The 20,159-nt window shown below is 68.6% G+C and carries 20 protein-coding genes; 6 read left to right on the plus strand and 14 right to left on the minus strand.

The window, feature by feature from the left end:
• Positions 1 to 144 precede the first annotated feature (144 nt).
• Positions 145 to 1,320, plus strand: coding sequence for an acetyl-CoA C-acetyltransferase (locus A4249_RS14640; RefSeq protein ID WP_066553956.1), 1,176 nt, complete (start codon positions 145 to 147; stop codon positions 1,318 to 1,320).
• 45 nt (positions 1,321 to 1,365) lie between these two features.
• On the opposite strand, the gene A4249_RS14645 is transcribed toward A4249_RS14640, so the two are convergent.
• The gene (locus tag A4249_RS14645) at positions 1,366 to 2,973 is read right to left on the minus strand and encodes a M20/M25/M40 family metallo-hydrolase (RefSeq protein ID WP_055808839.1); all 1,608 of its coding nucleotides are present in this window, start codon (positions 2,971 to 2,973) and stop codon (positions 1,366 to 1,368) included.
• Positions 2,974 to 3,093: 120 nt separating this feature from the next.
• Positions 3,094 to 4,059, minus strand: a complete 966-nt coding sequence (gene htpX, locus A4249_RS14650; protein ID WP_066553959.1) for a zinc metalloprotease HtpX — start codon at positions 4,057 to 4,059, stop codon at positions 3,094 to 3,096.
• Between the two features lie 86 nt (positions 4,060 to 4,145).
• Here htpX and A4249_RS14655 point away from each other — a divergent pair, with 86 nt between their 5' ends.
• Positions 4,146 to 4,403, plus strand: a complete 258-nt coding sequence (locus A4249_RS14655; RefSeq protein WP_082854189.1) for a DUF1674 domain-containing protein — start codon at positions 4,146 to 4,148, stop codon at positions 4,401 to 4,403.
• Positions 4,404 to 4,501: 98 nt separating this feature from the next.
• The gene (locus A4249_RS14660) at positions 4,502 to 5,638 is read left to right on the plus strand and encodes a hypothetical protein (protein WP_066553961.1); all 1,137 of its coding nucleotides are present in this window, start codon (positions 4,502 to 4,504) and stop codon (positions 5,636 to 5,638) included.
• A 49-nt stretch (positions 5,639 to 5,687) separates the two neighbouring features.
• Here the strand turns inward: A4249_RS14660 and pyrF are convergent, their stop codons facing one another.
• Complete coding sequence (gene pyrF / locus A4249_RS14665) at positions 5,688 to 6,416, minus strand: orotidine-5'-phosphate decarboxylase (protein ID WP_066553963.1); 729 nt, start codon at positions 6,414 to 6,416, stop codon at positions 5,688 to 5,690.
• A gap of 83 nt (positions 6,417 to 6,499) precedes the next feature.
• On the opposite strand from pyrF, the gene A4249_RS14670 reads away from it, so the two are divergent.
• Positions 6,500 to 7,195, plus strand: a complete 696-nt coding sequence (locus A4249_RS14670) for a MarC family protein (RefSeq protein WP_066553965.1) — start codon at positions 6,500 to 6,502, stop codon at positions 7,193 to 7,195.
• A 7-nt stretch (positions 7,196 to 7,202) separates the two neighbouring features.
• On the opposite strand, the gene A4249_RS14675 is transcribed toward A4249_RS14670, so the two are convergent.
• Positions 7,203 to 7,601 carry a metallopeptidase family protein gene (locus A4249_RS14675; RefSeq protein WP_066555292.1) on the minus strand — a complete coding sequence of 133 codons (399 nt, stop codon included), beginning with the start codon at positions 7,599 to 7,601 and terminating at the stop codon, positions 7,203 to 7,205.
• A 130-nt stretch (positions 7,602 to 7,731) separates the two neighbouring features.
• Between A4249_RS14675 and A4249_RS14680 the strand changes: the two genes are divergently transcribed.
• On the plus strand, positions 7,732 to 10,053 hold the full coding sequence (locus A4249_RS14680; RefSeq protein ID WP_066553971.1) for a sensor histidine kinase: 2,322 nt from the start codon (positions 7,732 to 7,734) through the stop codon (positions 10,051 to 10,053).
• Here the strand turns inward: A4249_RS14680 and A4249_RS14685 are convergent.
• Together A4249_RS14685 and A4249_RS14690 are read right to left on the minus strand one after the other, a co-directional pair.
• A complete protein-coding gene (locus A4249_RS14685; RefSeq protein ID WP_066553974.1) occupies positions 10,050 to 11,696 on the minus strand; it encodes a M28 family metallopeptidase in 1,647 nt (548 codons plus the stop codon). The genes A4249_RS14680 and A4249_RS14685 overlap by 4 nt on opposite strands.
• A 37-nt stretch (positions 11,697 to 11,733) precedes the next feature.
• A complete protein-coding gene (locus A4249_RS14690; RefSeq protein ID WP_066553976.1) occupies positions 11,734 to 12,963 on the minus strand; it encodes an NAD(P)/FAD-dependent oxidoreductase in 1,230 nt (409 codons plus the stop codon).
• Between the two features lie 64 nt (positions 12,964 to 13,027).
• Here A4249_RS14690 and greA point away from each other — a divergent pair, with 64 nt between their 5' ends.
• Positions 13,028 to 13,507 carry a transcription elongation factor GreA gene (gene greA / locus A4249_RS14695; protein ID WP_066555295.1) on the plus strand — a complete coding sequence of 160 codons (480 nt, stop codon included), beginning with the start codon at positions 13,028 to 13,030 and terminating at the stop codon, positions 13,505 to 13,507.
• A 3-nt stretch (positions 13,508 to 13,510) separates the two neighbouring features.
• Here the strand turns inward: greA and A4249_RS14700 are convergent, their stop codons facing one another.
• Genes A4249_RS14700 through tsaB form a run of 8 tightly spaced genes read right to left on the minus strand, consistent with a single transcriptional unit; the run spans position 13,511 to position 20,119 of the window.
• Entirely contained in the window at positions 13,511 to 13,918 is a 408-nt protein-coding gene (locus A4249_RS14700) for a helix-turn-helix domain-containing protein (RefSeq protein ID WP_017505491.1), read from the minus strand.
• Between the two features lie 16 nt (positions 13,919 to 13,934).
• Complete coding sequence (gene lnt / locus A4249_RS14705) at positions 13,935 to 15,572, minus strand: apolipoprotein N-acyltransferase (RefSeq protein WP_082854190.1); 1,638 nt, start codon at positions 15,570 to 15,572, stop codon at positions 13,935 to 13,937.
• A gap of 4 nt (positions 15,573 to 15,576) precedes the next feature.
• Entirely contained in the window at positions 15,577 to 16,023 is a 447-nt protein-coding gene (ybeY, locus tag A4249_RS14710) for an rRNA maturation RNase YbeY (protein ID WP_066553979.1), read from the minus strand.
• A complete protein-coding gene (locus tag A4249_RS14715) occupies positions 16,020 to 17,006 on the minus strand; it encodes a PhoH family protein (RefSeq protein ID WP_055754567.1) in 987 nt (328 codons plus the stop codon). The genes ybeY and A4249_RS14715 overlap by 4 nt, the downstream gene beginning before the upstream one ends.
• Positions 17,006 to 18,442: a tRNA (N6-isopentenyl adenosine(37)-C2)-methylthiotransferase MiaB gene (miaB, locus tag A4249_RS14720; RefSeq protein WP_066555301.1), complete on the minus strand. Its 1,437-nt coding sequence runs from the start codon at positions 18,440 to 18,442 to the stop codon at positions 17,006 to 17,008. Before miaB ends, A4249_RS14715 begins: the two co-directional genes overlap by 1 nt.
• 43 nt (positions 18,443 to 18,485) lie before the next feature.
• A complete protein-coding gene (locus A4249_RS14725) occupies positions 18,486 to 18,971 on the minus strand; it encodes a Fur family transcriptional regulator (RefSeq protein WP_055808861.1) in 486 nt (161 codons plus the stop codon).
• A gap of 27 nt (positions 18,972 to 18,998) precedes the next feature.
• Positions 18,999 to 19,442 (minus strand): GNAT family N-acetyltransferase, encoded by a 444-nt coding sequence (locus A4249_RS14730; protein ID WP_066553981.1) that lies wholly within the window; start codon positions 19,440 to 19,442, stop codon positions 18,999 to 19,001.
• Positions 19,439 to 20,119: a tRNA (adenosine(37)-N6)-threonylcarbamoyltransferase complex dimerization subunit type 1 TsaB gene (tsaB, locus tag A4249_RS14735; protein WP_066553984.1), complete on the minus strand. Its 681-nt coding sequence runs from the start codon at positions 20,117 to 20,119 to the stop codon at positions 19,439 to 19,441. The genes A4249_RS14730 and tsaB overlap by 4 nt, the downstream gene beginning before the upstream one ends.
• Between the last annotated feature and the right edge of the window lie 40 nt (positions 20,120 to 20,159).

Raw genomic sequence — 20,159 nt, forward strand, 5'->3', positions numbered from 1 at the left:
CGATCGCCTCTATCGTTCCCCGACAATGCGCCGACAGGGTGACGATTGGCTGAATCGCGCCCTGTCCATGTCGTCGCAGGTGACGAACGCGCTGCAATGCGGCAAAACGGTCACGCCGAGTTATTCTCCAAAGAGTGAAATCCCATGACCGACGTCGTCATCGTTTCCGCCGCGCGCACCCCGGTCGGCTCCTTCCTGGGCGCCCTGTCGTCGCTTCCGGCGTCCAAGCTGGGCGAGATCGCCATCAAGGCGGCGCTGGAGCGGGCCGGTGTCTCCGGCGACGAGGTCGACGAGGTGATCCTGGGTCATGTGTTGCAGGCCGCCGCGGGTCAGGGCCCTGCGCGCCAGGCCGCCGTCGGCGCCGGGGTGCGCAAGGAAGCCGCCGCCTGGAGCCTGAACCAAATCTGCGGCTCGGGCCTGCGCGCCGTCGCCATCGCCGCCCAGCAGATCGCTTTGGGCGACGCCAGGATCGTGGTCGCCGGCGGTCAGGAGAGCATGAGCCAGGCGCCGCACGCCCAACAGCTGCGCAACGGTCACAAGATGGGCGACGTCGCCCTGGTCGACACCATGGTCAAGGACGGCCTGTGGGACGCCTTCAACGGCTATCACATGGGGCAGACGGCCGAGAACATCGCCGAAAAATGGTCCATCAGCCGCGAGGCGCAGGACGAATTCGGGCTGGCCAGCCAGCACAAGGCCGAGGCGGCCCAGAACGCCGGCAAGTTCGATGACGAGATCGCGCCGGTCGTTATCCCCGGCCGCAAGGGCGATGTGACGGTCGACAAGGACGAATACATCCGCCACGGCGCGACGCTGGAGCTGATGCAGAAGCTCAAACCGGCCTTCACCAAGGACGGCAGCGTCACCGCCGCCAATGCATCCGGGCTGAACGACGGCGCCGCCGCCCTGGTGCTGATGAGCGCCGACGAGGCCAAGGCGCGCGGGCGGGAGCCGCTGGCCCGAATCGCCTCCTACGCCACCGCCGGCGTCGATCCGTCGATCATGGGGACCGGCCCGATCCCGGCGTCGAAGAAGGCGCTGGAGAAGGCGGGCTGGGACGTTTCCGATCTGGATCTGGTAGAGTCCAACGAGGCCTTCGCCGCCCAGAGCCTGTGCGTGGTCAAGGAACTGGGTCTCGACCCAGCCAAGGTCAACGTCAACGGCGGCGCCATCGCCATCGGCCATCCCATCGGCGCCTCGGGCGCGCGCATCCTGACGACGCTTCTGTTCGAGATGAAGCGCTCGGGCGCGAAGAAGGGTCTGGCGACCCTGTGCATCGGCGGCGGCATGGGCGTGGCGATGTGCGTCGAGCGCGCGTGATCCGATAAGAAGAAAAGGGGCGAGGTTTTCCTCGCCCCTCAACTCTTAATCCGCCGTCGGATATTCGAACGGATCGCTCGGCGTGGGCTGGGTCGGCAGCGGCATGCGAGGCAGGGGCTCGTCGCGGTTGGCGGCGTTCAGCAGGAAGCTGGCCAGGATGACGGCCGCCTGACGCAGGTCGTCGGCCTTCAGGTGGTCATAGCTGTCGATGCTGGTGTGGTGCAGGCGGCTGGAATAGTCGAGCGGGTCCTGGATGAACTGATATCCCGGCACGCCGACGGTCTGCATATAGACGTGGTCGGTGCCGCCCGAATTGCGCAGCGAGACCGTCGTCGCGCCCATGCTGGCGAACGGCGCCAGCCATTCCTGGAAGATCGGGGCGGCGGCGACATTGCCCTCGGCGTTGATGCCGCGAATCTTGCCCGAGCCGTTGTCCAGATTGAAATAGGCGACCAGATCGCGATAGCCGGCGCGCGGCTCGATCGGCCAGCGGCTGCGCCAGGTGCGGTTGTCCGGCAGGCCCGCCAGCGCCGGATCGTTCGACGCAGCCCGCGTCGCCAGATGCCGGTCGACATAGGCCAGCGAGCCGAGGATGCCCTGCTCCTCGCCGTTCCACAGGGCGAAACGAATGGTGCGCTTGGGCTTGACGTTGAGCGCCTTCAGGATGCGGGCGGCCTCCATGACCACCGCGCTGCCGGCGGCGTTGTCGACCGCGCCGTCCGAGGCGACCCAGCTGTCCAGATGGGCGCCGGCCATGACGTATTCGGTTCCGCGCGCCGTGCCGGGGATGTCGGCCAGGATGTTGTAGGCGTTGACGTCCTCGTCGTGGAACCGGACCTCGCTCATCAGCTCCAGCGTCGGCGGCGCGTCGGTCAGTGCGAGGCGCGCCAGACGGCGATAGTCCTCGGCCGCCAGCTCCATCCCCGCCAGCTTGGGCGTGGCGCCCACCTGATAGGTGTAGCCCGTGCCGTGCAGCAGGCCGCCGTCACGCTGGGAAATCCGCACCCAGGCCAGGGCGCCTTGTTCAGCCAGGAAGGCGTCCAGCTGAGTGGCGAAGTTGACGGTCTTCAGCGAGCGTTCGATGGCGGCCGGCGAATGTTGAGGCTGATTATAGGTGTTGCGCTCGGCCAGTTCGGCGCTGGTCCAGCGGCGGAAGGCCGGCTCGGTCGGCTCCGATCCCGTGCCCGGCTGGGACAGCATGACGATCTTGCCCGACAGCTTACCGCGCCATTTGTCGAAATCCTCGACCTTGGAGATCGGGGCCACGATCACGCCGCCGCTGATCACGCCATTGGTCGAGGGCGTCCAGGCCACCGGGATGGCGCGCAGATCCAGCGGGCGCGGCGCGGTCATGCGGGCGCTGGAGCGGACGATGGACCAGCCCCGGCCGAACTCGAACCCTTCGGCGCGCACGTCGGACAGACCGTAGTCGCGGAACTGCTGCTGCGCCCAGCGTTCGGCTTCGCGCATCTGGGGCGAGTTGGTCATCCGCCCGCCGATCCGGTCGGTCAGATAGGCGGCGGTCTGCATCACCTGGCTGTGGTTCAGCCCCTGATCGATGATGCCATTGACGGCGACGCGGTCCACCGACTGGGCGGCGACCGGCGTGGCGAGAAGAGCGGCGGCGGAGACGAAGGCGAGCAGACGCGACATGGATTTCCCCAAGAAAGCCCGATGGCTGAACAGGGGCGCATCTGAGGTGATCCGGTCGCGGAGTGCAAACCGCAAACGGCGTTCAGGCCGCGACGATCAGCCCCATGTTCACCCGCATCGTCACCCCCAGGGGCCGCGCGGCTCCGTCGGGGTAGTCGGGACGCCGGTGGTCGTGAAACCAGCGGCCGGTCGCGGCTGGGTCAGGTCCGGCGTCCGGGCGCGGGACTGGATGCCCATCTTCGCGCCCAGCTCCATCAAGGCCCGGACGCGGTTCCCCGTCGCCGGATGGGTCGAGAACAGATTGTCCGCGCCGCGGCCCGCCAGCGGATTGATGATGAACATCTGACCCGAGGCTGGATTGCGCTCGGCCGTCTGATTGGTGATCCGCCGGGCGTAGGCGTCGATCTTCTGCAGGGCCGAAGCCAGCGCCTGGGGATCGCCGGCGATTTCGGCGCCGACGCGGTCGGCCTCATATTCGCGGCCCCGGCTGATGGCCATCTGCACCAGACCGGCGGCCATGGGCGCCAGCAGCATCAGGGCGATCGTGCCGATAACGCCGCCCGGCCGCTCGCGGTCGTTGCCGCCGAAGAACAGGGCGAAGTTGGCGAGCGCGGCAATGGCGCCGGCGATGGTCGCCGTCACCGTCATGATTAGGGTGTCGCGGTTCTTCACATGGGCCAGCTCGTGCGCCATCACCCCGCGCACCTCCTCGCGCGTCAGCATGTCCAGCAGGCCGGTGGTGGCGCAGACGGCGGCGTTCTCGGGGTTTCGGCCCGTGGCGAAGGCGTTGGGCTGATCGTTGGGAATGATGGCGACCTGCGGCTGAGGCAGGCCGGCGTCGCGGGCCATCTGGCGCACGTCGGCGACATAGTTGCGGACCACGGCGTTGGGGTGCTGCTCGTCGACCGGCTGGGCCCGGTACATCTTCAGCACGATCTTGTCGGCGTTCCAGTAGCTGAACAGATTCATCCCGCCCGCGAACAGCAGGGCGATCGCCATGCCGGTCGCGCCACCGATCAAATAGCCGACCCCTGCGAACAGGGCCGTCATCGCCGCCAACAGAATGAAGGTCTTCAGATGGTTCATCGTGGTTCCATTCCCGATCCGTCTGGCGTCACGGGCTTGAACCTCTATTTGAGAGAAGGCGCATCAAGCCTCAAGGGAGCCGCCCTGTGACCGAACATCCCACCCTCGCGCCGAATGACGCTGAAGAAGCGCCGGTTGCGGCGCCCGTCTTCAATGCCGACGTGCCCCACGCCACGCCTGAACGGCCGCTCAACGAGGCCGCGCGGCGCGCGCTTCAGGAAGCGGCGGATCGTCGCGCGGCGGAAACGACCGTTCAGGCGGACATGGAATACGGCGGTCCGACCGGTCCCGAACCGACCCGTTTCGGCGACTGGGAGAAGAAGGGTCTGGCGGTCGATTTCTGAAACGTCGGGCCTGCTGCGACGGGCGCAAAGGTTAACCACGCCTTAAGAAACAGGCGCCGGACTTGCCAGTCACGGGACAACTCAGAGGAGTCTGTCCCGTGACGATACAGTCGATACTTACCGCCGCGTCGGCGGCTCTGCTGCTCTCCGCAGCGCCCGCTCTGGCCGGTGGTCCCGGTCACGGGGGTTATGGCGGCGGCCATCCCGGCGGCGGCTGCGGCGGGGGATGCGGCGGCGGCGGTCACTACGGCGGCGGCAACTACAACGCCAACCACAACGTCAATGTGAACGTGAACGGCGGCGCTTACGCCAATGCCAACGCCAACGCCTATGCGAGCGCCTCCAGCTATTCGGCGAGCAGCGCCCGGTCCTATTCCAGCGCTTCCAGCTTCCAGCGCGGCTATGTCGGCGGCGGCACGACCTATGTCGGAAGCGGCGGCTATTCGGACGGCTATTACGGCGGCGGCTATGTCGGCGGCGTCAGCGCGACCTCGGTCCTGGTCGGCCGTCCTCCGGTCAGCGCCCCGGTCGGCTATCCAGTCTATGGGTTCGGCCGTGACTATATAGGCTGGCGTCCGTATCCGGGACGTCCGGTCGACTGCAACTGCCGTCCGCCGGTCCGCTACGAACACCGCTATGAGCAGCATTACGTGGATCAGCCGCCGGTCTATGTCCAGGCGCCGCCCGTCCAGATCGCGCCGCAGCGCATCTATGTCGCGCCTTCGCAGGTCAGCATGGCCCCGCCCCAGATCGAGATGGGACCGCCCACCTATATCGAACAGCCGCCCATCTATGTGCAGGCGCCGCCGGTGAACATCGGGCCGCAGCGCGTCCAAGTGGCTCCGTCGCAGGTCAACCTGGCCCCGGCCCAGGTCGATGTCGGCCCGCCCGTCTATGTCGATCAGGCCCCGGTCTATGTGCAGTCGGCGCCCGTCAACATCGGTCCGCAACACATCCAGGTCGCCCCGGCTCAGGTCAATGTCGCGCCCGCCCAGGTCGAGGTCGGCGGCCCGGTCTATGTCGATCAGTCGCCGGTCTATGTGCAATCCGCGCCGGTCAATGTGGCCCCGGCTCATGTCTATGTGGCGCCGCCGGAAGTGAACACGGCCCCGCCGCCGCCTCCGCCCCCGCCGCCGCCGTCGGGCTACTACGGGGACCTGCCGCCGCCCGAAGCGCCCGCGCCCCACGCTCCGCCGCGTCACGGCTACGCCCAGGAGCCAGGCGAGCGCGGCTGATCGCCTGGCGCGAGAACAACCGAAGACGAAACGGTCGCCCTGGTCTGTTTCAGATCAGGGCGATTTGCTGTGCGATCTGTTTCGCGGCCGCGCGCGGATCGCTCGACGCCGTGATCGGCCGACCGATGACCAGATGGGTCGCGCCGGCCTGAAGCGCCGCCTCGGGCGTCGCCGCCCGCGCCTGGTCGTCCAGCGCGGCGCCGACGGGTCGCACGCCGGGCGTGACGATCAGGAAGTCGGGCCGGCCCGCCTCGACCGCCAGAGCCCGAGCACGCGCCGCCTCATGCGGGCTGGAGACGACGCCGTCGATCCCGGCCTCCAACGCCTGACGCACGCGCCGCTCGACCAGATCGGCCGGCGACAGGCTGTGGTCGTCGGCGGACAGGTCCTCGGCCGTCAGGCTGGTCAGGACCGTAACCCCCAGCACCTTCATATTCGAGCCCGCCGCGCCGCGCGCCGCCGCCGCCATGACCTGGGGCCGCGCATGGACCGTCAACAGGTCACAGTCGGCGCCCGCCAGATTGGCCGTCGCCTTCTCCACGGTCGCGCCGATGTCGTGCAGTTTCCAATCCAGGAAGATCTTTCGCCCCTGCGCCTTCAGTTCCCGCGCCAGCGCCATGCCGTCGACCGCGAACAGTTGCAGTCCGACCTTGTAGAAACCGATCGCATCGCCGATCCGCTCGGCCAGGGCGGCCGCCTCAGCCGTCGTCGGGACGTCCAGGGCGCAGATGATCCGCTCGTCGGGCGCACGATCGGAGAGGGTTTGGGGATCGGTCATCGACGGACTCGCGCTGAGCGGCTATGCCGGACACGAGGGCGCGTCGGCAGGGCGGCGTGATGGATTGAGGGCGAGGGCAGGCGATGAACGCAGTCGATTTGGGTGTCAACCTGTTCGTGACCCTGTTCGCCCTGCTGGACCCGATCGGCAATCTGCCGATCTTCGCCGCCGCGACGGCCGGGGCGACCCTGCGTCAGCGGATTTCGGTTTCGGCCCTGATCTGCGCCTTCGCCGCCGTTTTCCTGGCCTTCTTCCTGTTCACGGGCCTGGGCCTGTTGCAGTTCTTCGGCATTTCGCTGGCGGCGTTCCGCATCGCGGGCGGCATATTGCTGCTGTTCCTGGGGCTGGACATGGCACGCGGCGACTTCCTGGCCATGTTCGCCGACAAGGATGCGCTGGCCGATTCCAAGGACGTGCGCGGCTATGCCCGCAGGCGGTTCCAGCGTCTGGTCGTGCCCTTCGCCATTCCGTTGATGATCGGCCCCGGCGCCATTTCGGCGGTCATCATCCAGGCGGGCGAGGCGGCCAAGCTGGGCTATGCCGGGACCATGGGCTCGCTGGTCGCGATCGCGGCGGCCTGCGCCGTCTCCTTCGTCTGTTTCGCCCTGACCGGGTCGCTCAGCCGCCTGCTGGGCGAGGTCGGCATGGCGATCATCGTTAAGGTGCTGGGCCTGATCCTGTGCGCCCTGGCGATCCAGTTCATACTGCTGGGCCTGGGCGAGGCCATCCCCGGCATGATCTCCGGCGCGGTGACTACGCCTTATCCGGCGGCGAAATAGGCCGGGTTCAGTCGGCGTCGTCCTCGATGGCGTGGATGTCGTCATCGGTCAGGCCCAAGTGGTGGCCGATCTCGTGGATCAGGACGTGGGCGATCAGTTCGCCGATCCCCACGTCGCCGCGCTCGCACCATTCGTCCAGGATGGGGCGGCGATAGAGGAAGACCCGCGCCGGCTCGGCCGCCGGGCCCAGGCTGTCGCGCCGGCCGATGTCCACGCCATGGTACAGGCCCGTTAGCTCGAACGGATCCTCGATCTCCATCTCCGCCAGCGTCGCCTCGTCGGCGAAGTCGTCGATGCGGATGACCACCTCGCCCGCCGCCTGTTTGAACGGTCCGGGCAGGGCGTCGAAGGCCTCTTGCGCTAGGCGGGCGAAGTCATCGAGAGAGGGGGCGATAGGGTCGGTCATGCCCGCGATATCGCCGCCCCGACGCCCTGCCGCAACGGGGCGCGATGACGCGATCACGAGACTGCCGCTTTTTCGCGCGCTTGGAGTATGGTTAGCGAATCGGGGCTGAGACTCTTCTCCAGGGACACGAATGGCCGAGGCCGACATCGCCTATGTCGCCACAGCGGGCGCAGCCGGACTGGCCATGGCCGTCAGCGCCTGGGCCTTGCTGCTGCGTGGGCGGTTGCATGAGACCGCCGTCGCCGCCGAGCGCGAGCGGGTCGAGGCCCTGGCCGACCTCAGCCGCCATGACGCCATGCTGCGCGCCTTCGACGACGTCAGCCTGGCCCTGACGCCGGACGGGCAGGCGGCCGGTCTGCCGATCGGTTCGGCCGAACTGATCGCGCGGCTGGCGGGCGACGATGACGACGCCGGAGCGGCCGTCCTGAACAAACTCCGCATCACCCACGGCGCCTTGATCGACGCCCTGGTTCATGAAGGTCAGGCGTTCGAAGGCTTGGTTGCGCTGGACGATGTGGAGCCCTGGCGCATCGAGGGCCGGGTGGCGGGCGGTTCGGCCTGGCTGCGGCTGTCGCCCGCCTCGCGCTTCACCCTGACCGGGGCGGATGCGACCGAAAGCGGCCTGGCCCTGCTGGGCGACGCCTCGCCGACCCCGACCTGGGTCGTGGACGGGACCGGCAAACTGGCCTGGGCCAACCGCGCCTGGCTGAACGAAACCAATGCCGAAAGCATCGACGACGCCGTCGAAAAGGGCGTGTCCTTCGACCGCGGCGCCGATGCCCTGGTCGCCGAGGCCGCGCGGCTGGGCGTGCGCCAGGAAGGCTTCCGCTGGACGACCGGCGGTGGCTCGCGGCGCGCCTGGCGCATCATCGCCGAGCCGGCGGGCGGCGGCGCCGTCACCGCCTTCGCCATCGAAGTCACCGAGGCGGAAGAGACGCGCGACACCCTGCGCCGCCACGTCGACGCCCATGACGAGACGCTGAACCACCTGGCCGACGCCGTCGCGATCTTCGGCCCGCAGAAGCGGCTGGCCTTCCACAACACCGCCTTCCAGACCCTGTTCGACATCGACGCGGCCTGGCTGGACGAACGTCCGACCCATGCCGAGCTGCTGGATCGCCTGCGCCAGCGTCGCAGCCTGCCCGAGGTGGTCGACTACGCCGGCTGGAAGGCGCGGGAGCTTGAGTTCTATGGCGCGTCGGAGGCCTCGCCGGACGACAGTTGGTCCCTGCCGGACGGGCGCACCCTGCGCGTCGTGCGCCAGCCGCACCCGCTGGGCGGCATTCTGCTGATCTTCTCGGACATCACCGACGAGCTGAAGCTGCGCAGCCGCTTCAACGCCCAGATCCAGGTTCAGCGCGCGACGCTGGACAAGCTGAACGACGCGGTCGCCGTGTTCGGCTCGGATGGGCGACTGCGGCTGCACAATGAGGCGTTCGAGACCTTCTGGAACCTGTCAGCGGACAAGATCGCGACGGCCTCGGACTTCGACGCTCTGGCCGAACTGTGCAAGGCCGTGCTGCCCGATCCCGCCCTGTGGCTGGGGCTGAAGGCGCGCGTCGCCGATCCCGATCCCGAAAGTCGCGTCGCGATCTCGGGCGAGGGCCGGACCGTGGACGGTCGCGTTGCCGCCTGGCAGACCCGCCCCCTGCCGGACGGCGCGACCCTGGTCGCCTTCTCGGACGTGACGGCGCGTCGCGGGCTGGAGCAAGCGCTGGTGCAGCGCGAACAGGCCCTGGCCGAAAGCCAGGCGCTGAAGCGCGAGTTCGTGGGCAGCGTCTCGTATGAGCTGCGCACGCCGCTGACGACAATCGTCGGCTATTCCGAGCTGCTGGAGACGATGGGCGACCTGCCCGAGCGCAGCCGCCAGCACGCGGGCGCCATCCGCATCGCCGCCAGCCAACTGGCCCGCTCCATCGACGACGTGTTGGACATGGCCCAGATCGACGCCGGCGAGATGGAGCTGTCGCTGGGCGATCTGCGTGTCTGCGACCTGCTGAGCCAGGCCGCCGAAAAGGTCCGGGCGCGGGTCGAGGGACGCGGCGCCACCCTGACCGTGTCCTGTCCCGCCGATCTCAAACCCATCCGCGCCGACGAACACCGCATCGCCCAGGCGCTGGATCATCTGCTGGAGAATGCGGCGCGCGCCGTGTCCGAAGGCGGGGCGGTGGAGCTGAAGGCGGAGACGGGCCCGTCCGAAATCCGCCTGACGGTGTCCGACACCGGGCGCGGAATCCCCTATCACCTACAGGCCCACGTCTTCGACCGCTTCGTGCGGCGCGAGCGCGGCGGCCCCGGCGTCGGCCTGGCCTTGGTCAAAGCCCTGGTCGAACTGCACGGCGGCTGGGCCGAGGTCGAAAGCGAGCCGGGCAAGGGCGCCGCCTTCATCCTGCATCTGCCGCTGGGCGCCGCGACGACCGCCGCCGCACCCGAGCTTCAGCTGGAACTCTAGCGCCGCGACGCCTTCGAGGTGTCCCGCGCCGGGCCAAACTCGGCCCCCGCGTTCCATTCCGGCCACTGATCCCCGTCCGCCAACTCGCGACCGACGGCGTAGATGAGGGCCACATCGGCGGCGGCGGCGTCCATCGTCCAGGTCGAATCCCATTCGTCCGTGGGCTGATGATAGCGGTTCTGGACGTAGTCGCGGCTGGCGGCGCTGGCGCCGGTGAAACCCGCCGCCGGGAACAGGGCTGGCACACCCTTCAGCGCCAGGGGGAAGTGGTCCGAACGATAGAAGGCCCCGGCCTGGGGCGCCGGATCGGCGATCAGGGTGCGGCCCGTCTCGGTGGCATGGCGCGCCAGAATGTCGTCCAGCTGATTCTTGCCCTTGCCGATGACGACGACGTTCGGGTCAATCTCGGCCCCGGGCAGCAGGCTGTCGACGTTGATGTTGGCGACTGTGGTCTCCAGCGGCCAGACCGGGTTGGCGGCATAATAGGTCGAGCCCAACAAGCCCGCCTCCTCGCCCGACCAGGCGGCGAAGACGACCGAGCGTTTGGCGTGCGGACCGTCGGCGAAGGCGTGGGCCAGCTCCAGCAGGGCGGCGACGCCGGTCGCATTGTCCACCGCCGCATTATAGATCTTGTCGCCCTGGGCGTTCGGCGTGCCGACGCCGTAGCCGTCCCAGTGGGCGCCATACATGACGGTCTCGTCCGGGCGTTCCGAACCGGGAATGCGGGCGATGACGTTCTTGGTCTCCACCTTGTCGGCGATCTGGCCGAAATCGACGCTCATCGTCAGGCCGGGCAGGACGACGGGCTTGAAATCGGCGCTGCGCGCACTGTCCTTCAGGGCGGCGAAGTCGAGGCCGACGGCGGTGAACAGCTCTTCCACCTTGGCGCGCTGGATCCAGCCCTGGAACGCCGCACGCTCGGCGTCGGGGTTGGCGCGCACGATGTCGAACTTGGGCGCGGCCGATGAGTTCTGTAGCGTCGACCAGGGATAGCCTGCGCCGGCCGTCTCATGCACCACCAGCACCCCCGCCGCGCCGCGACGACCCGCCTCCTGGAACTTGTAGGTCCAGCGGCCATAGAAGGTCATGGCGTTTCCGTCGAACTTGCCCGCGACCGGATCCCCGTCGGGCGCCTGGAAGTCCGGATCGTTGACCAGGACGACGATGACCTTGCCGCGCACGTCCATGTTCTTGAAATCGTCCCACTGGCGCTCGGGCGCCGTCGCGCCGTAGCCGACGAAGACCACAGGCGCGTCGGTCACTGTGATGTGGTTGGTCGGCCGGTCGCTGGACACCAGAACGTCGGGACCGCGCTCCAGGCTGATGGTCTTGCCGCCAACGGTCGCGACGACGGTCGCCGGACCGTCCTGGCGCGTGCGCGACAGATGGGCGACCTGGACGAAGGCGCCGTCCGGCCCGCCGCCCTCTGCCCCCGCCGCCTTGAACTGTTCGACCAACCAGGCTACGGTCTTTTCCTCGCCGGCCGAGGCGGGGGCGCGGCCTTCGAAATCGTCCGACGCCAGAACCCGAACCGACTCATTCATCCGCGCGGCGTCGATGTTCGGCGTCGTCTCCTGCGCCAGGGCCGGCGAGCAGGCCATCATCAGGGCCAGGATGGAAACAGCGGGGAGGGCGTGGCGCATCGGATACTCCTGATCGAACCGCGCGACCCTGCCTTTCTCAGTCCCGGCTGTCGAGCCAGTCGATGACGCCCTCGGCCGCGACGACGGCGGAGGCGAAGCTGGCTTGAAGCAGATAGCCGCCGGTCGGCGCCTCCCAATCCAGCATCTCGCCGGCGACGAAAACGCCCGGACGCGCCGCCAGCATCAGCCGTTCGTCCACGGCGTCCAGTTCGACGCCGCCCGCCGAGGAGATCGCCCGCTCCAGTCCCTGTACGCCGGTCAGGGTCAGCGGCATGGCCTTGATCCGCTCGGCCAAGGCCCGAGGCGAGGCGGGCAGGGGGCCGGCCTCATACAGCAGGGCGACGGCGGCCGCCTCCAGTCCGACCACCTTGCGCAGATGGTTCGACAGGCTGGCTTTGCCGCGCGGCTTCGACAGACGGTCGGTCAGTTTTCCGACCGCCACATCCGGCTTCAGGTCGATCTGGATCTCGGCGCGCCCCTCCGTCTCGACCGTCGTCCTCAGCGCGGCGGACAGCGCATAGATGGCGCCGCCCTCAATACCGTAACGGGCGATCATCGCCTCGCCCCGCGCCGTCCGGTCGCCATGGGTGACAGCGACGCCTTTCAGCGGCTGGCCCGCGAACCGATCACGGAACAGCGCCGACCAGGCCACATCGAAGCCGACATTGGCCGGTCGGAAAGGCGACACGGACGCGCCCTGCGCTTCCAGCCAAGGCGCCCAGGCCCCGTCCGAGCCCAGGCGCGGCCAGCTGGCGCCGCCCAGAGCCAGGACCACGGCGTCGGGTCGTTCCAGCCGCTCGCCCTCCGGCGTCTCGAACGTCAGCGCGCCGTCGCGCCAACCGGTCCAGCGCGAGCGCGTGCGGACGTCGACGCCCTGCGCCTCCAGCCGCGCCAGCCAGGCCCGCACCAGGGGGGAGGCCTTCATGGCCTTTGGAAACACCCGCCCGCTTGAGCCGACGAAGGTTTCCTGCCCCAGGGCCTCGACCCAGGCGGTCAGGTCGGCAGGCGTGAACCGGTCGATCCAGGCGGCGGCCGTCGGCTGGGCCGGCCCATAGCGGGTCATGAACCGGTCCAGCGGTTCCGAATGGGTCAGGTTCAGCCCGCCGCGCCCGGCCATCAGCAGCTTGCGGGCCACGGACGGCATCCGGTCGTGCACCACGACCGCCGCCCCTGCCTGCGCCAGCCGTTCGGCCGCCATCAATCCGGCAGGACCGGCGCCGATCACGTGAACGGTGCGAGAGGTCGTAAGACTGGGGGACTGTTGCATGGCGTGGCTTTGCGCGCTTGCGGCCGCGCTGGCTATAGGCGTCGTCATCGCTATGTTCCGTGTCATGAGCGTTGCCTTCACCCGCGAAGAAGATCTGGAAGCCACCGCCGCCGACCTGGCGGACCGCCCGATCTCGCCCCATCCCAATCTGGTCACGCCCGAGGGGCTGGCCGCGATCGAGGCCGAACTGGCCTCGGCCCGCGCCGCCTATACGGCCGCCCAGGTGCAAGGCTCGATCGAGAGCGACCGCACCGCCATGGCGCGCGCGACGCGGGACCTCCGCTACTGGTCCCCACGGCGCGCTTCGGCCCAACTGATCGCGCCGACCGAGGATGATGGGGCCGTGCGGTTCGGGGGTTCGGTCTCCATCGAGCGCGAGGATGGGCGCGCCCAGACCTGGCGCATCGTCGGCGAAGACGAGGCCGATCCGGCCGCAGGCTCGGTCAGCCATGTCTCGCCCCTCGCCCGCGCCGTCATGGGCAAAAGGGTCGGCGACGAGGTGACGGTGGCCGGTCAGTCGGCCGAGATCGTCGCGGTCGGCTAGACCTCAGTTCTGGGTGTCGTCGTCGCCCAACATATCCCGCATCATGTCCAGGATCAGCTTCTGCTTGCGCGCGGGCAGGCGCGGCGCCAGGCGGGTGATCTCAACGCTGGTCTTGGTGGGGCGATGCTCGTGGTCGAAGGCGGGCGCCTCTTCGGCGACGCCGACCGTCGCGCTGCTGTAGCCGTCGAAGAAGAAGGGGATGCCGACCTTCATGAACTCGGCCATTTCGAACAGTTTCGAGGCCGAGACGCGGTTCGTGCCCTTCTCGTACTTTTGCACCTGCTGGAAGCTGACGCCGACGGCTTTGGCGAGGGCGGTCTGGGTCAGGCCAAGGTCGAGACGCTTTTCCTGAACGCGACGGCCGACATGGCGATCGACGGGATGCGGATCCTCGTCCTTTTCACGCGCCATCGCCGTCACCCTTCACCTAGATCGCTGCTTGATTCCCTTGGACCCTAGATCGCCGGATCGACGGCCACAAGGACAGGATGAACGCTGTTAGCACTGAGAAAAAGAACAGGAAATCGCCAAATCGACCGTAGGGCGTGACGCCCGTCGGACGGGGCAGGGGGGCGTCGATGACGCCCATGACGCCCGGCTCCAGCCGTTGGCCCTCGACTATCCGGCCCCACGGGTCGATCATGGCCGAAATCCCGGTCGGGGTGGCCCGCGCGATGGGCAGGCCGGCCTCTATGGCGCGATAGCTGGCCAGGTTCAGATGCTGGCGCGGGCCCGAGGTCGCGCCGAACCAGGCGTCATTGGACGCATTGACGATCCACTCGGGCCGCCCGGCTGCGCCCGGGGTGAAGCCGGGATACAGGCTCTCGTAGCAGATCAGCACCTGCGCCGGCGGGGCCCCTGGAACCGAAATTGGGGCCGGCGTCGGTCCGGCGGAAAAGTCGCTGGGCATATGCACCAGGCTGCGCAGGCCGATGGAGGTCATGATCGACCCTAGAGGCAGGTACTCGCCGAACGGCACCAGCCGGTGCTTGTCATAGACGGCGGCGACCCTCAGTCCCGCCCCGCCTTCGTCGGCCAGGGCGAACAGGCTGTTGTAATAGCGTGCGCCCTCGGGCGCGGTCAGGTCCGGCTCGCCGCGCGCCAGGCCCATCAGCAAGGTCTGTCCGGGACGCAGGGCGCCCGCGATGGCCTGGGCGTCGGCTGAGGCGAAGACGTCGTTGGCCGAGGCGGGCAGGGCGCCTTCAGGCCAGACCACGACATTGGGCGTGCGCGCCGACGCCTGACCCGTCAGGGTGACATAGCGATCGACGATGGAGCGATAGGCCTCGGGCGACCATTTGGTTTCCTGCTTCACATCGGCCTGAACCAGACGGACGACCGTGTCGGTGAACTGAAGATCCGACTGCGCCAGCCTGACGGCGCCGAAGCCGCCGACGGCGATCAGGGCCAGGGCGCCCAAGCCCGCCGAGATCAGGCGGCTGCGCTTGTCGCCCGGCCCGATCAAAGGCGCGAAAGCCGCCGTCGCCGCGACTGTCACCAGGCTCAGCCCATAGACGCCGACGACCGAGGCGAATTGAGACATGCCGCCGCCCGCGCGCCAGGTCGCGCCGGCCGGGTTCCACGGAAAGCCCGTCAGCACATGCCCCCGCAGCCATTCGGCGGCGCAAAACAGGGCGGTGAACAACAGCACTCGCACGGCGCCCAGCGGCGCGAACCGGCGATAGAGGGCGCAGGCGGTCCCCCAGAACAGCCCCAGGCCCGCCGGCAGCAGGCTGGCCGCAAACGGCGCCATCCACGCCTGTTCGGGATTGACGAAAAACGCCTCGGCCACCCACCAGCAGCCGACGAAGAAATAGGCGAACCCCGCCAGCCAGCCCATCCAGAAGGCGCCGCGCGCCGTGTCGGACCGCTCTGACAGGATCATCAGCAGCGGATAACCCAGAAGCCCGATCAGCACTCCGAACGGCGGATGAGCAAAGGCCGTCCCGGCGCCGGCCAGCAGCGCCAGAACAATGCGGATCAGCCGCCACGTCAGGGCGCGTTTCCTGTCGGGCAGGGCGCGGATCGGGGCCGCGAAACGGTCCAGCAGGGCGTCGGGGAACATTGGGTCAGTCCTGCTCGGCGATATAGGGGTCGGCGACGCCGATCTTGGCCAGGATTTCGCGCTCCTCGGCCTCCATCTCTTCGGCCTCGGCGTCGTCTTCGTGGTCGCGGCCCAAGAGGTGCAGCACGCCGTGGACGACCAGATGGCTCAGATGATCGGCCAGGGTCTTGCCTTGCGTCTCGGCCTCGGTCGCGCACACGCCGTAGGCCAAGACGATATCGCCCAGATGCGGCAAGGCGTTTTCCGGCGCAGGGAAGGACAGGACATTGGTCGGCTTGTCCTTGTCGCGAAATCGGCCGTTCAGCTCGCGCACGGCGGCGTCGTCAGTCAGCAGGACGACGATGTCGCCCTCCACCGTGCCCAGCGCGGCCTGCGCCGCGCGTTCGACGATGGCCTCGACGTCCGGCAGGGCGCCGGTCCAGGCCTCGGCCTCGACTTCAATCTCGATCATGCGGGGTCTTCGAGGTCCGGGGCGGGGCGTCCGCGCGCGGCGTCGGCGTCATAGGCGCGCACGATCCGCTCCACCATGGCGTGACGCACCACGTCGGAAGCCTCGAACTTCAGGATGCCGACACCCTGAACCCCGTCCAGAATCCGCAGGGCGTGGGCCAGGCCGGAATCGCGCGGGTTCAGCAGGTCGATCTGCGACGGATCGCCCGTGACCACCATCCGCGCACCCTCGCCCAGGCGCGTCAGCACCATCTTCATCTGCAGACGACTGGTGTTCTGGGCCTCATCGACGATAACGAAGGCATGGCTGAGCGTGCGGCCGCGCATGAAGGCGATCGGGGCGGCTTCGATCTCGCCCTTGTCGCGACGCCGCTGCACGTCCTCGGCTCCCAGAATGTCATTCAGCGCCTCCCAGATCGGCGCCAGATAGGGGTCGACCTTTTCGTTCAGATCGCCCGGCAGAAAGCCCAGCTTCTCGCCCGCCTCGACCGCCGGGCGGGTGATGACCAGTCGGTCCACCTGCCCCCGCCGCAGCAGCGATGCGCCATAGGCCGCCGCCAGAAAGGTCTTGCCGGTGCCCGCCGGGCCGACGCCGAAGCTCAGTTCGCACCGGCCCAGCATGTCCAGATAGGCGGCCTGCGCCTTGGTCTTGGGCACGATGGCGCCGCGCTTGCCGCCCGGCAGCGACACGCCCGCCGCCGCCATGCCCGGCGTGCCGCGACCGCCGCGCGCCTGTCCTAGGGCTGCGCGCACGTCGGCCTCGGTGACTTCCGCGCCCAGGGCCGCGCGCTTGGCCAGATCCTCAATCACCTGGCGGGCGTCCGTGCGGTCGCGTGCGCCGCCATTGACGGAGACCCCGCCGCCCGGCGCCTCGACCAGCACCTTGAAGGCGTCCTCGATCAGGGCGACGTGGCGACTGTTCGGCCCGATGACCGCCCGCAATTCGGCATCGTTCAAGGGGACGAATTCAGACTCACGCGCCATCAAGCGGCCTTTTCTTTTTGGGCTGTCGCCGAGCCTGCGCGACCCGGCTGTTTGAGCCCGTCTGCTATGAGCCGGCCTGACAGACTGTTCTGCTGGCCGGCGATGATCTCAACCGGAACGATCTGCCCGATCAGATGATCCGCGTCATCGACGTGGACCGATTGAAGATATGGGGATCGACCGATCGCTTGGCGACGGTGGCCGTGCCGTCCCGTCTTGTCGAACAGCACGTTCAGCGTCCGGCCGGCTTGGGCGGCGTTGAAGGCGGTCTGCTGTTCCGTCAGCAGGGCGATCAGGCGATGCAGTCGGTCTTTGACGACGTTCGGCTCCACCTGTTTGCCCATGCCCGCCGCCGGCGTGCCCGGTCGCGGCGAATAGGCAAAGGCGAAGGCCCCGGCGTAGTTCACACGCCGCACCAGATCCAGCGTGTCCTCGAACTCCCGATCCGTCTCACCGGGGAAGCCGACGATGAAGTCGCCCGCGATGGCGATATCCGGCCGCGCGACGCGGATCCGGTCGATCAGGTCGAAATATTTCTGACGCCCGTGCTTGCGGTTCATCGCCCGCAAAATGCGATCCGACCCCGCCTGAACCGGCAGATGCAGATAGGGCATCAAGGCGTCCAGATCGCCATGCGCGGCGATCAATTCATCGGCCATGTCGTTGGGATGGCTGGTCGTATAGCGGATGCGGTCCAGGCCGGGGATCTCGGCCAGAGCATAGGCCAGTTCGGCCAGGGTCGCCTTTCGCCCGTCCGGCCGCTCGCCGTCATAGGCGTTGACGTTCTGGCCCAGCAGGGTGACCTCGCGCACGCCCCGATCCGCCAGTTGTCTCGCCTCTTCCAGCACCGCCGCCATCGGCCGCGACCATTCGGCGCCGCGCGTATAGGGCACGACGCAGAAGGTGCAGAACTTGTCGCAACCCTCCTGCACCGTCAGGAAGGCGGTCGGCCCCTCGGTGAACCGGGCTGCGGGCAGGGCGTCGAACTTGTCGTCGGGAGCGAAGTCGGCGCCGATCCGCTCGCCCCGCGCCCGCGCCGTGCGGGTCAGAAGCTCGGGCAGTTGGTGATAGGCCTGGGGACCGACGACGATGTCGACGGCCGGCTGGCGACGCATGATCTCCTCGCCCTCGGCCTGGGCGACGCAGCCGGCGACCGCGATGGTCAGATCCCCGCCGGTTTCGCGCCGGATGTCGCGCATCTCCCGCAGCTTGCCGAGCTCGGAGTAGATCTTCTCGGCCGCCTTCTCGCGAATGTGGCAGGTGTTCAGAATGACGAAGTCGGCGGCCTTCACGTCGTCGGTGACGCCATAACCCAGCGGGCGCAGCACATCAGCCATGCGCTCACTATCATAGACGTTCATCTGACAGCCGTAGGTCTTGATGAACAGACGTTTTTGGGGCGCCGTCTCGACTTGAGGAACCAGGGTCTCGGTCATCGTGGGCTTATGATCGCCCGCAAGCGTCGCGACAAGCCGAGCGTCAGCCCGCATCCACATCGGCGGGATCGATCCGCGCCGCATGGCGGGTGAAGATCAGGCCTTCGCGCTTGGACGGCTCGGCGCCCTCGATCGCAACGCCGTAGAGCTCCAGCTTGTGGCCGATCAGCTGGAAGCCCAGCCGTTCCGCGATCTCATTCTTCAGCCGCTCGATCTCGGCGTCGAAGAATTCGATCACCTCGCCCGACTTGGTGTCGATCAGGTGATCGTGGTGATCGTCGCCGGCCTCTTCATAGCGGCTGCGGCCGTCGCCGAAGTCATGCTTCTCGACCACGCCCGCCTCTTCGAACAGGCGCACGGTGCGATAGACGGTGGCGATGGAGATGTGCGGATCGATGGCCGACGCGCGGCGATACAGCTCCTCGACGTCCGGGTGGTCCGCGGCGTTGGACAGCACCCGGGCGATCACCCGGCGCTGTTCGGTCATACGCATGCCGCGCTCGGCGCAGAGTTTTTCGATCCGGTCCATGCGCCTAGAATAGGGGCTTGGATCGCATCAGGGAAGCGTCAGGTTGGCGGCAGGCGCACAGAGCTCGCGACTCATCACCACCGCATCGGTCCGCGATCCGTCGGCCCCCGCATAATAGGCTTTGCGGCGGCCGATCGGGTCGAACCCGGCGCCCTCATACAGGCTGCGCGCGGCGACATTGTCGTCCGCGACCTCCAGGAACAGCCGCCTCGCGCCGGCCTGGACCGCAGCGAGGGCCGCCGCCTCGACCAGACGTCGCCCCAGTCCGTGGCGGCGCGCGGACGGGACCACGGCCAGGGTCAGGATTTCCGCCTCGTCGACCACGGTCCGGATCAGGATGAAGCCGTCGGGCTCGCTGACCGCCAGTACGCCCGGCTGCGACAACAGATCGGCGAAGGTGTCGGCGCCCCACGGCGCAGCAAAGGCCTGGGCGTGCCGGGCGGCGAGTGAGGCGGGGTCCGCCGCCGTCATGGCGCGGGCTGGCGCGGCTGGCCCGGCAGGCGGCTGGGCGGCGTGGCGTCGGGTGCGCGCAGATAGAGCGGACGGGGCGGATGGGTCGTTGGATCGGCGGCGGCGGCCAGGCGGGCCAGCGCCTCCGGAGACGGTGCGACCCGATCGTCCAGATGGGCGAAGGTCAGGTCGGGAAAGGCCTGGGTCACGACCGCCGCGCCATTGCCGACCAGGGCGACGCCCGATCCGATGTCGGCGATCCGCCGCCCGGCCTGTTCCAGCGACAACGCTTCATCGGGACCAAGCGGCCCACCATCGGCGAAGAGGCGCGCATAGACCTGACCGCGCCGCGCATCGATCAGGGCCGCGATGGGGCCGTCTTGATTGGCGAGCGAGGCGGCGAGGGCGTCCAGCGCCGACAGACCGACGACCGGCCGATCCAGCGCCGCGCCCAGACCCTGGGCAAAGGCCAGACCGACGCGCAGACCGGTGAACGAGCCCGGTCCGACCGTGACGCCGATCCGGTCCAGGCTGTCGAAACCGCCGCCCGCCTCGGCCATGACGTCGCGCACCAGGCCGCCGATCCGTTCCTGGTGCCCCTTGGTCATAGGCTCGAAGCGCATGGCGAGCGCGCGATCGTCCTCGAACACCGCCGCCGTGCAGGCGCCGAGCGCCGTATCGATCACCAGAAGTCTCATGGGCGTCTTCTAGGCGGCGCGTCGCAGAACCGCCACCGCG

Source organism: Brevundimonas sp. GW460-12-10-14-LB2, from assembly GCF_001636925.1.
Classification (GTDB): domain Bacteria; phylum Pseudomonadota; class Alphaproteobacteria; order Caulobacterales; family Caulobacteraceae; genus Brevundimonas; species Brevundimonas vesicularis.

Bases quoted from the DNA above. Each gene is read 5' to 3' on its own strand.
- A4249_RS14640 (WP_066553956.1), top strand. From the start codon at position 145: ATGACCGACGTCGTCATCGTTTCCGCCGCGCGCACCCCGGTCGGCTCC.
- tsaB (WP_066553984.1), bottom strand. From the start codon at position 20,119: ATGAGACTTCTGGTGATCGATACGGCGCTCGGCGCCTGCACGGCGGCG.
- A4249_RS14685 (WP_066553974.1), bottom strand. From the start codon at position 11,696: ATGCGCCACGCCCTCCCCGCTGTTTCCATCCTGGCCCTGATGATGGCC.
- A4249_RS14670 (WP_066553965.1), top strand. From the start codon at position 6,500: ATGAACGCAGTCGATTTGGGTGTCAACCTGTTCGTGACCCTGTTCGCC.
- A4249_RS14730 (WP_066553981.1), bottom strand. From the start codon at position 19,442: ATGACGGCGGCGGACCCCGCCTCACTCGCCGCCCGGCACGCCCAGGCC.
- greA (WP_066555295.1), top strand. From the start codon at position 13,028: ATGAGCGTTGCCTTCACCCGCGAAGAAGATCTGGAAGCCACCGCCGCC.
- lnt (WP_082854190.1), bottom strand. From the start codon at position 15,572: ATGTTCCCCGACGCCCTGCTGGACCGTTTCGCGGCCCCGATCCGCGCC.
- miaB (WP_066555301.1), bottom strand. From the start codon at position 18,442: ATGACCGAGACCCTGGTTCCTCAAGTCGAGACGGCGCCCCAAAAACGT.
- A4249_RS14645 (WP_055808839.1), bottom strand. From the start codon at position 2,973: ATGTCGCGTCTGCTCGCCTTCGTCTCCGCCGCCGCTCTTCTCGCCACG.
- A4249_RS14690 (WP_066553976.1), bottom strand. From the start codon at position 12,963: ATGCAACAGTCCCCCAGTCTTACGACCTCTCGCACCGTTCACGTGATC.
- htpX (WP_066553959.1), bottom strand. From the start codon at position 4,059: ATGAACCATCTGAAGACCTTCATTCTGTTGGCGGCGATGACGGCCCTG.
- A4249_RS14675 (WP_066555292.1), bottom strand. From the start codon at position 7,601: ATGACCGACCCTATCGCCCCCTCTCTCGATGACTTCGCCCGCCTAGCG.
- pyrF (WP_066553963.1), bottom strand. From the start codon at position 6,416: ATGACCGATCCCCAAACCCTCTCCGATCGTGCGCCCGACGAGCGGATC.
- A4249_RS14700 (WP_017505491.1), bottom strand. From the start codon at position 13,918: ATGGCGCGTGAAAAGGACGAGGATCCGCATCCCGTCGATCGCCATGTC.
- A4249_RS14715 (WP_055754567.1), bottom strand. From the start codon at position 17,006: ATGGCGCGTGAGTCTGAATTCGTCCCCTTGAACGATGCCGAATTGCGG.
- ybeY (WP_066553979.1), bottom strand. From the start codon at position 16,023: ATGATCGAGATTGAAGTCGAGGCCGAGGCCTGGACCGGCGCCCTGCCG.
- A4249_RS14680 (WP_066553971.1), top strand. From the start codon at position 7,732: ATGGCCGAGGCCGACATCGCCTATGTCGCCACAGCGGGCGCAGCCGGA.
- A4249_RS14725 (WP_055808861.1), bottom strand. From the start codon at position 18,971: ATGGACCGGATCGAAAAACTCTGCGCCGAGCGCGGCATGCGTATGACC.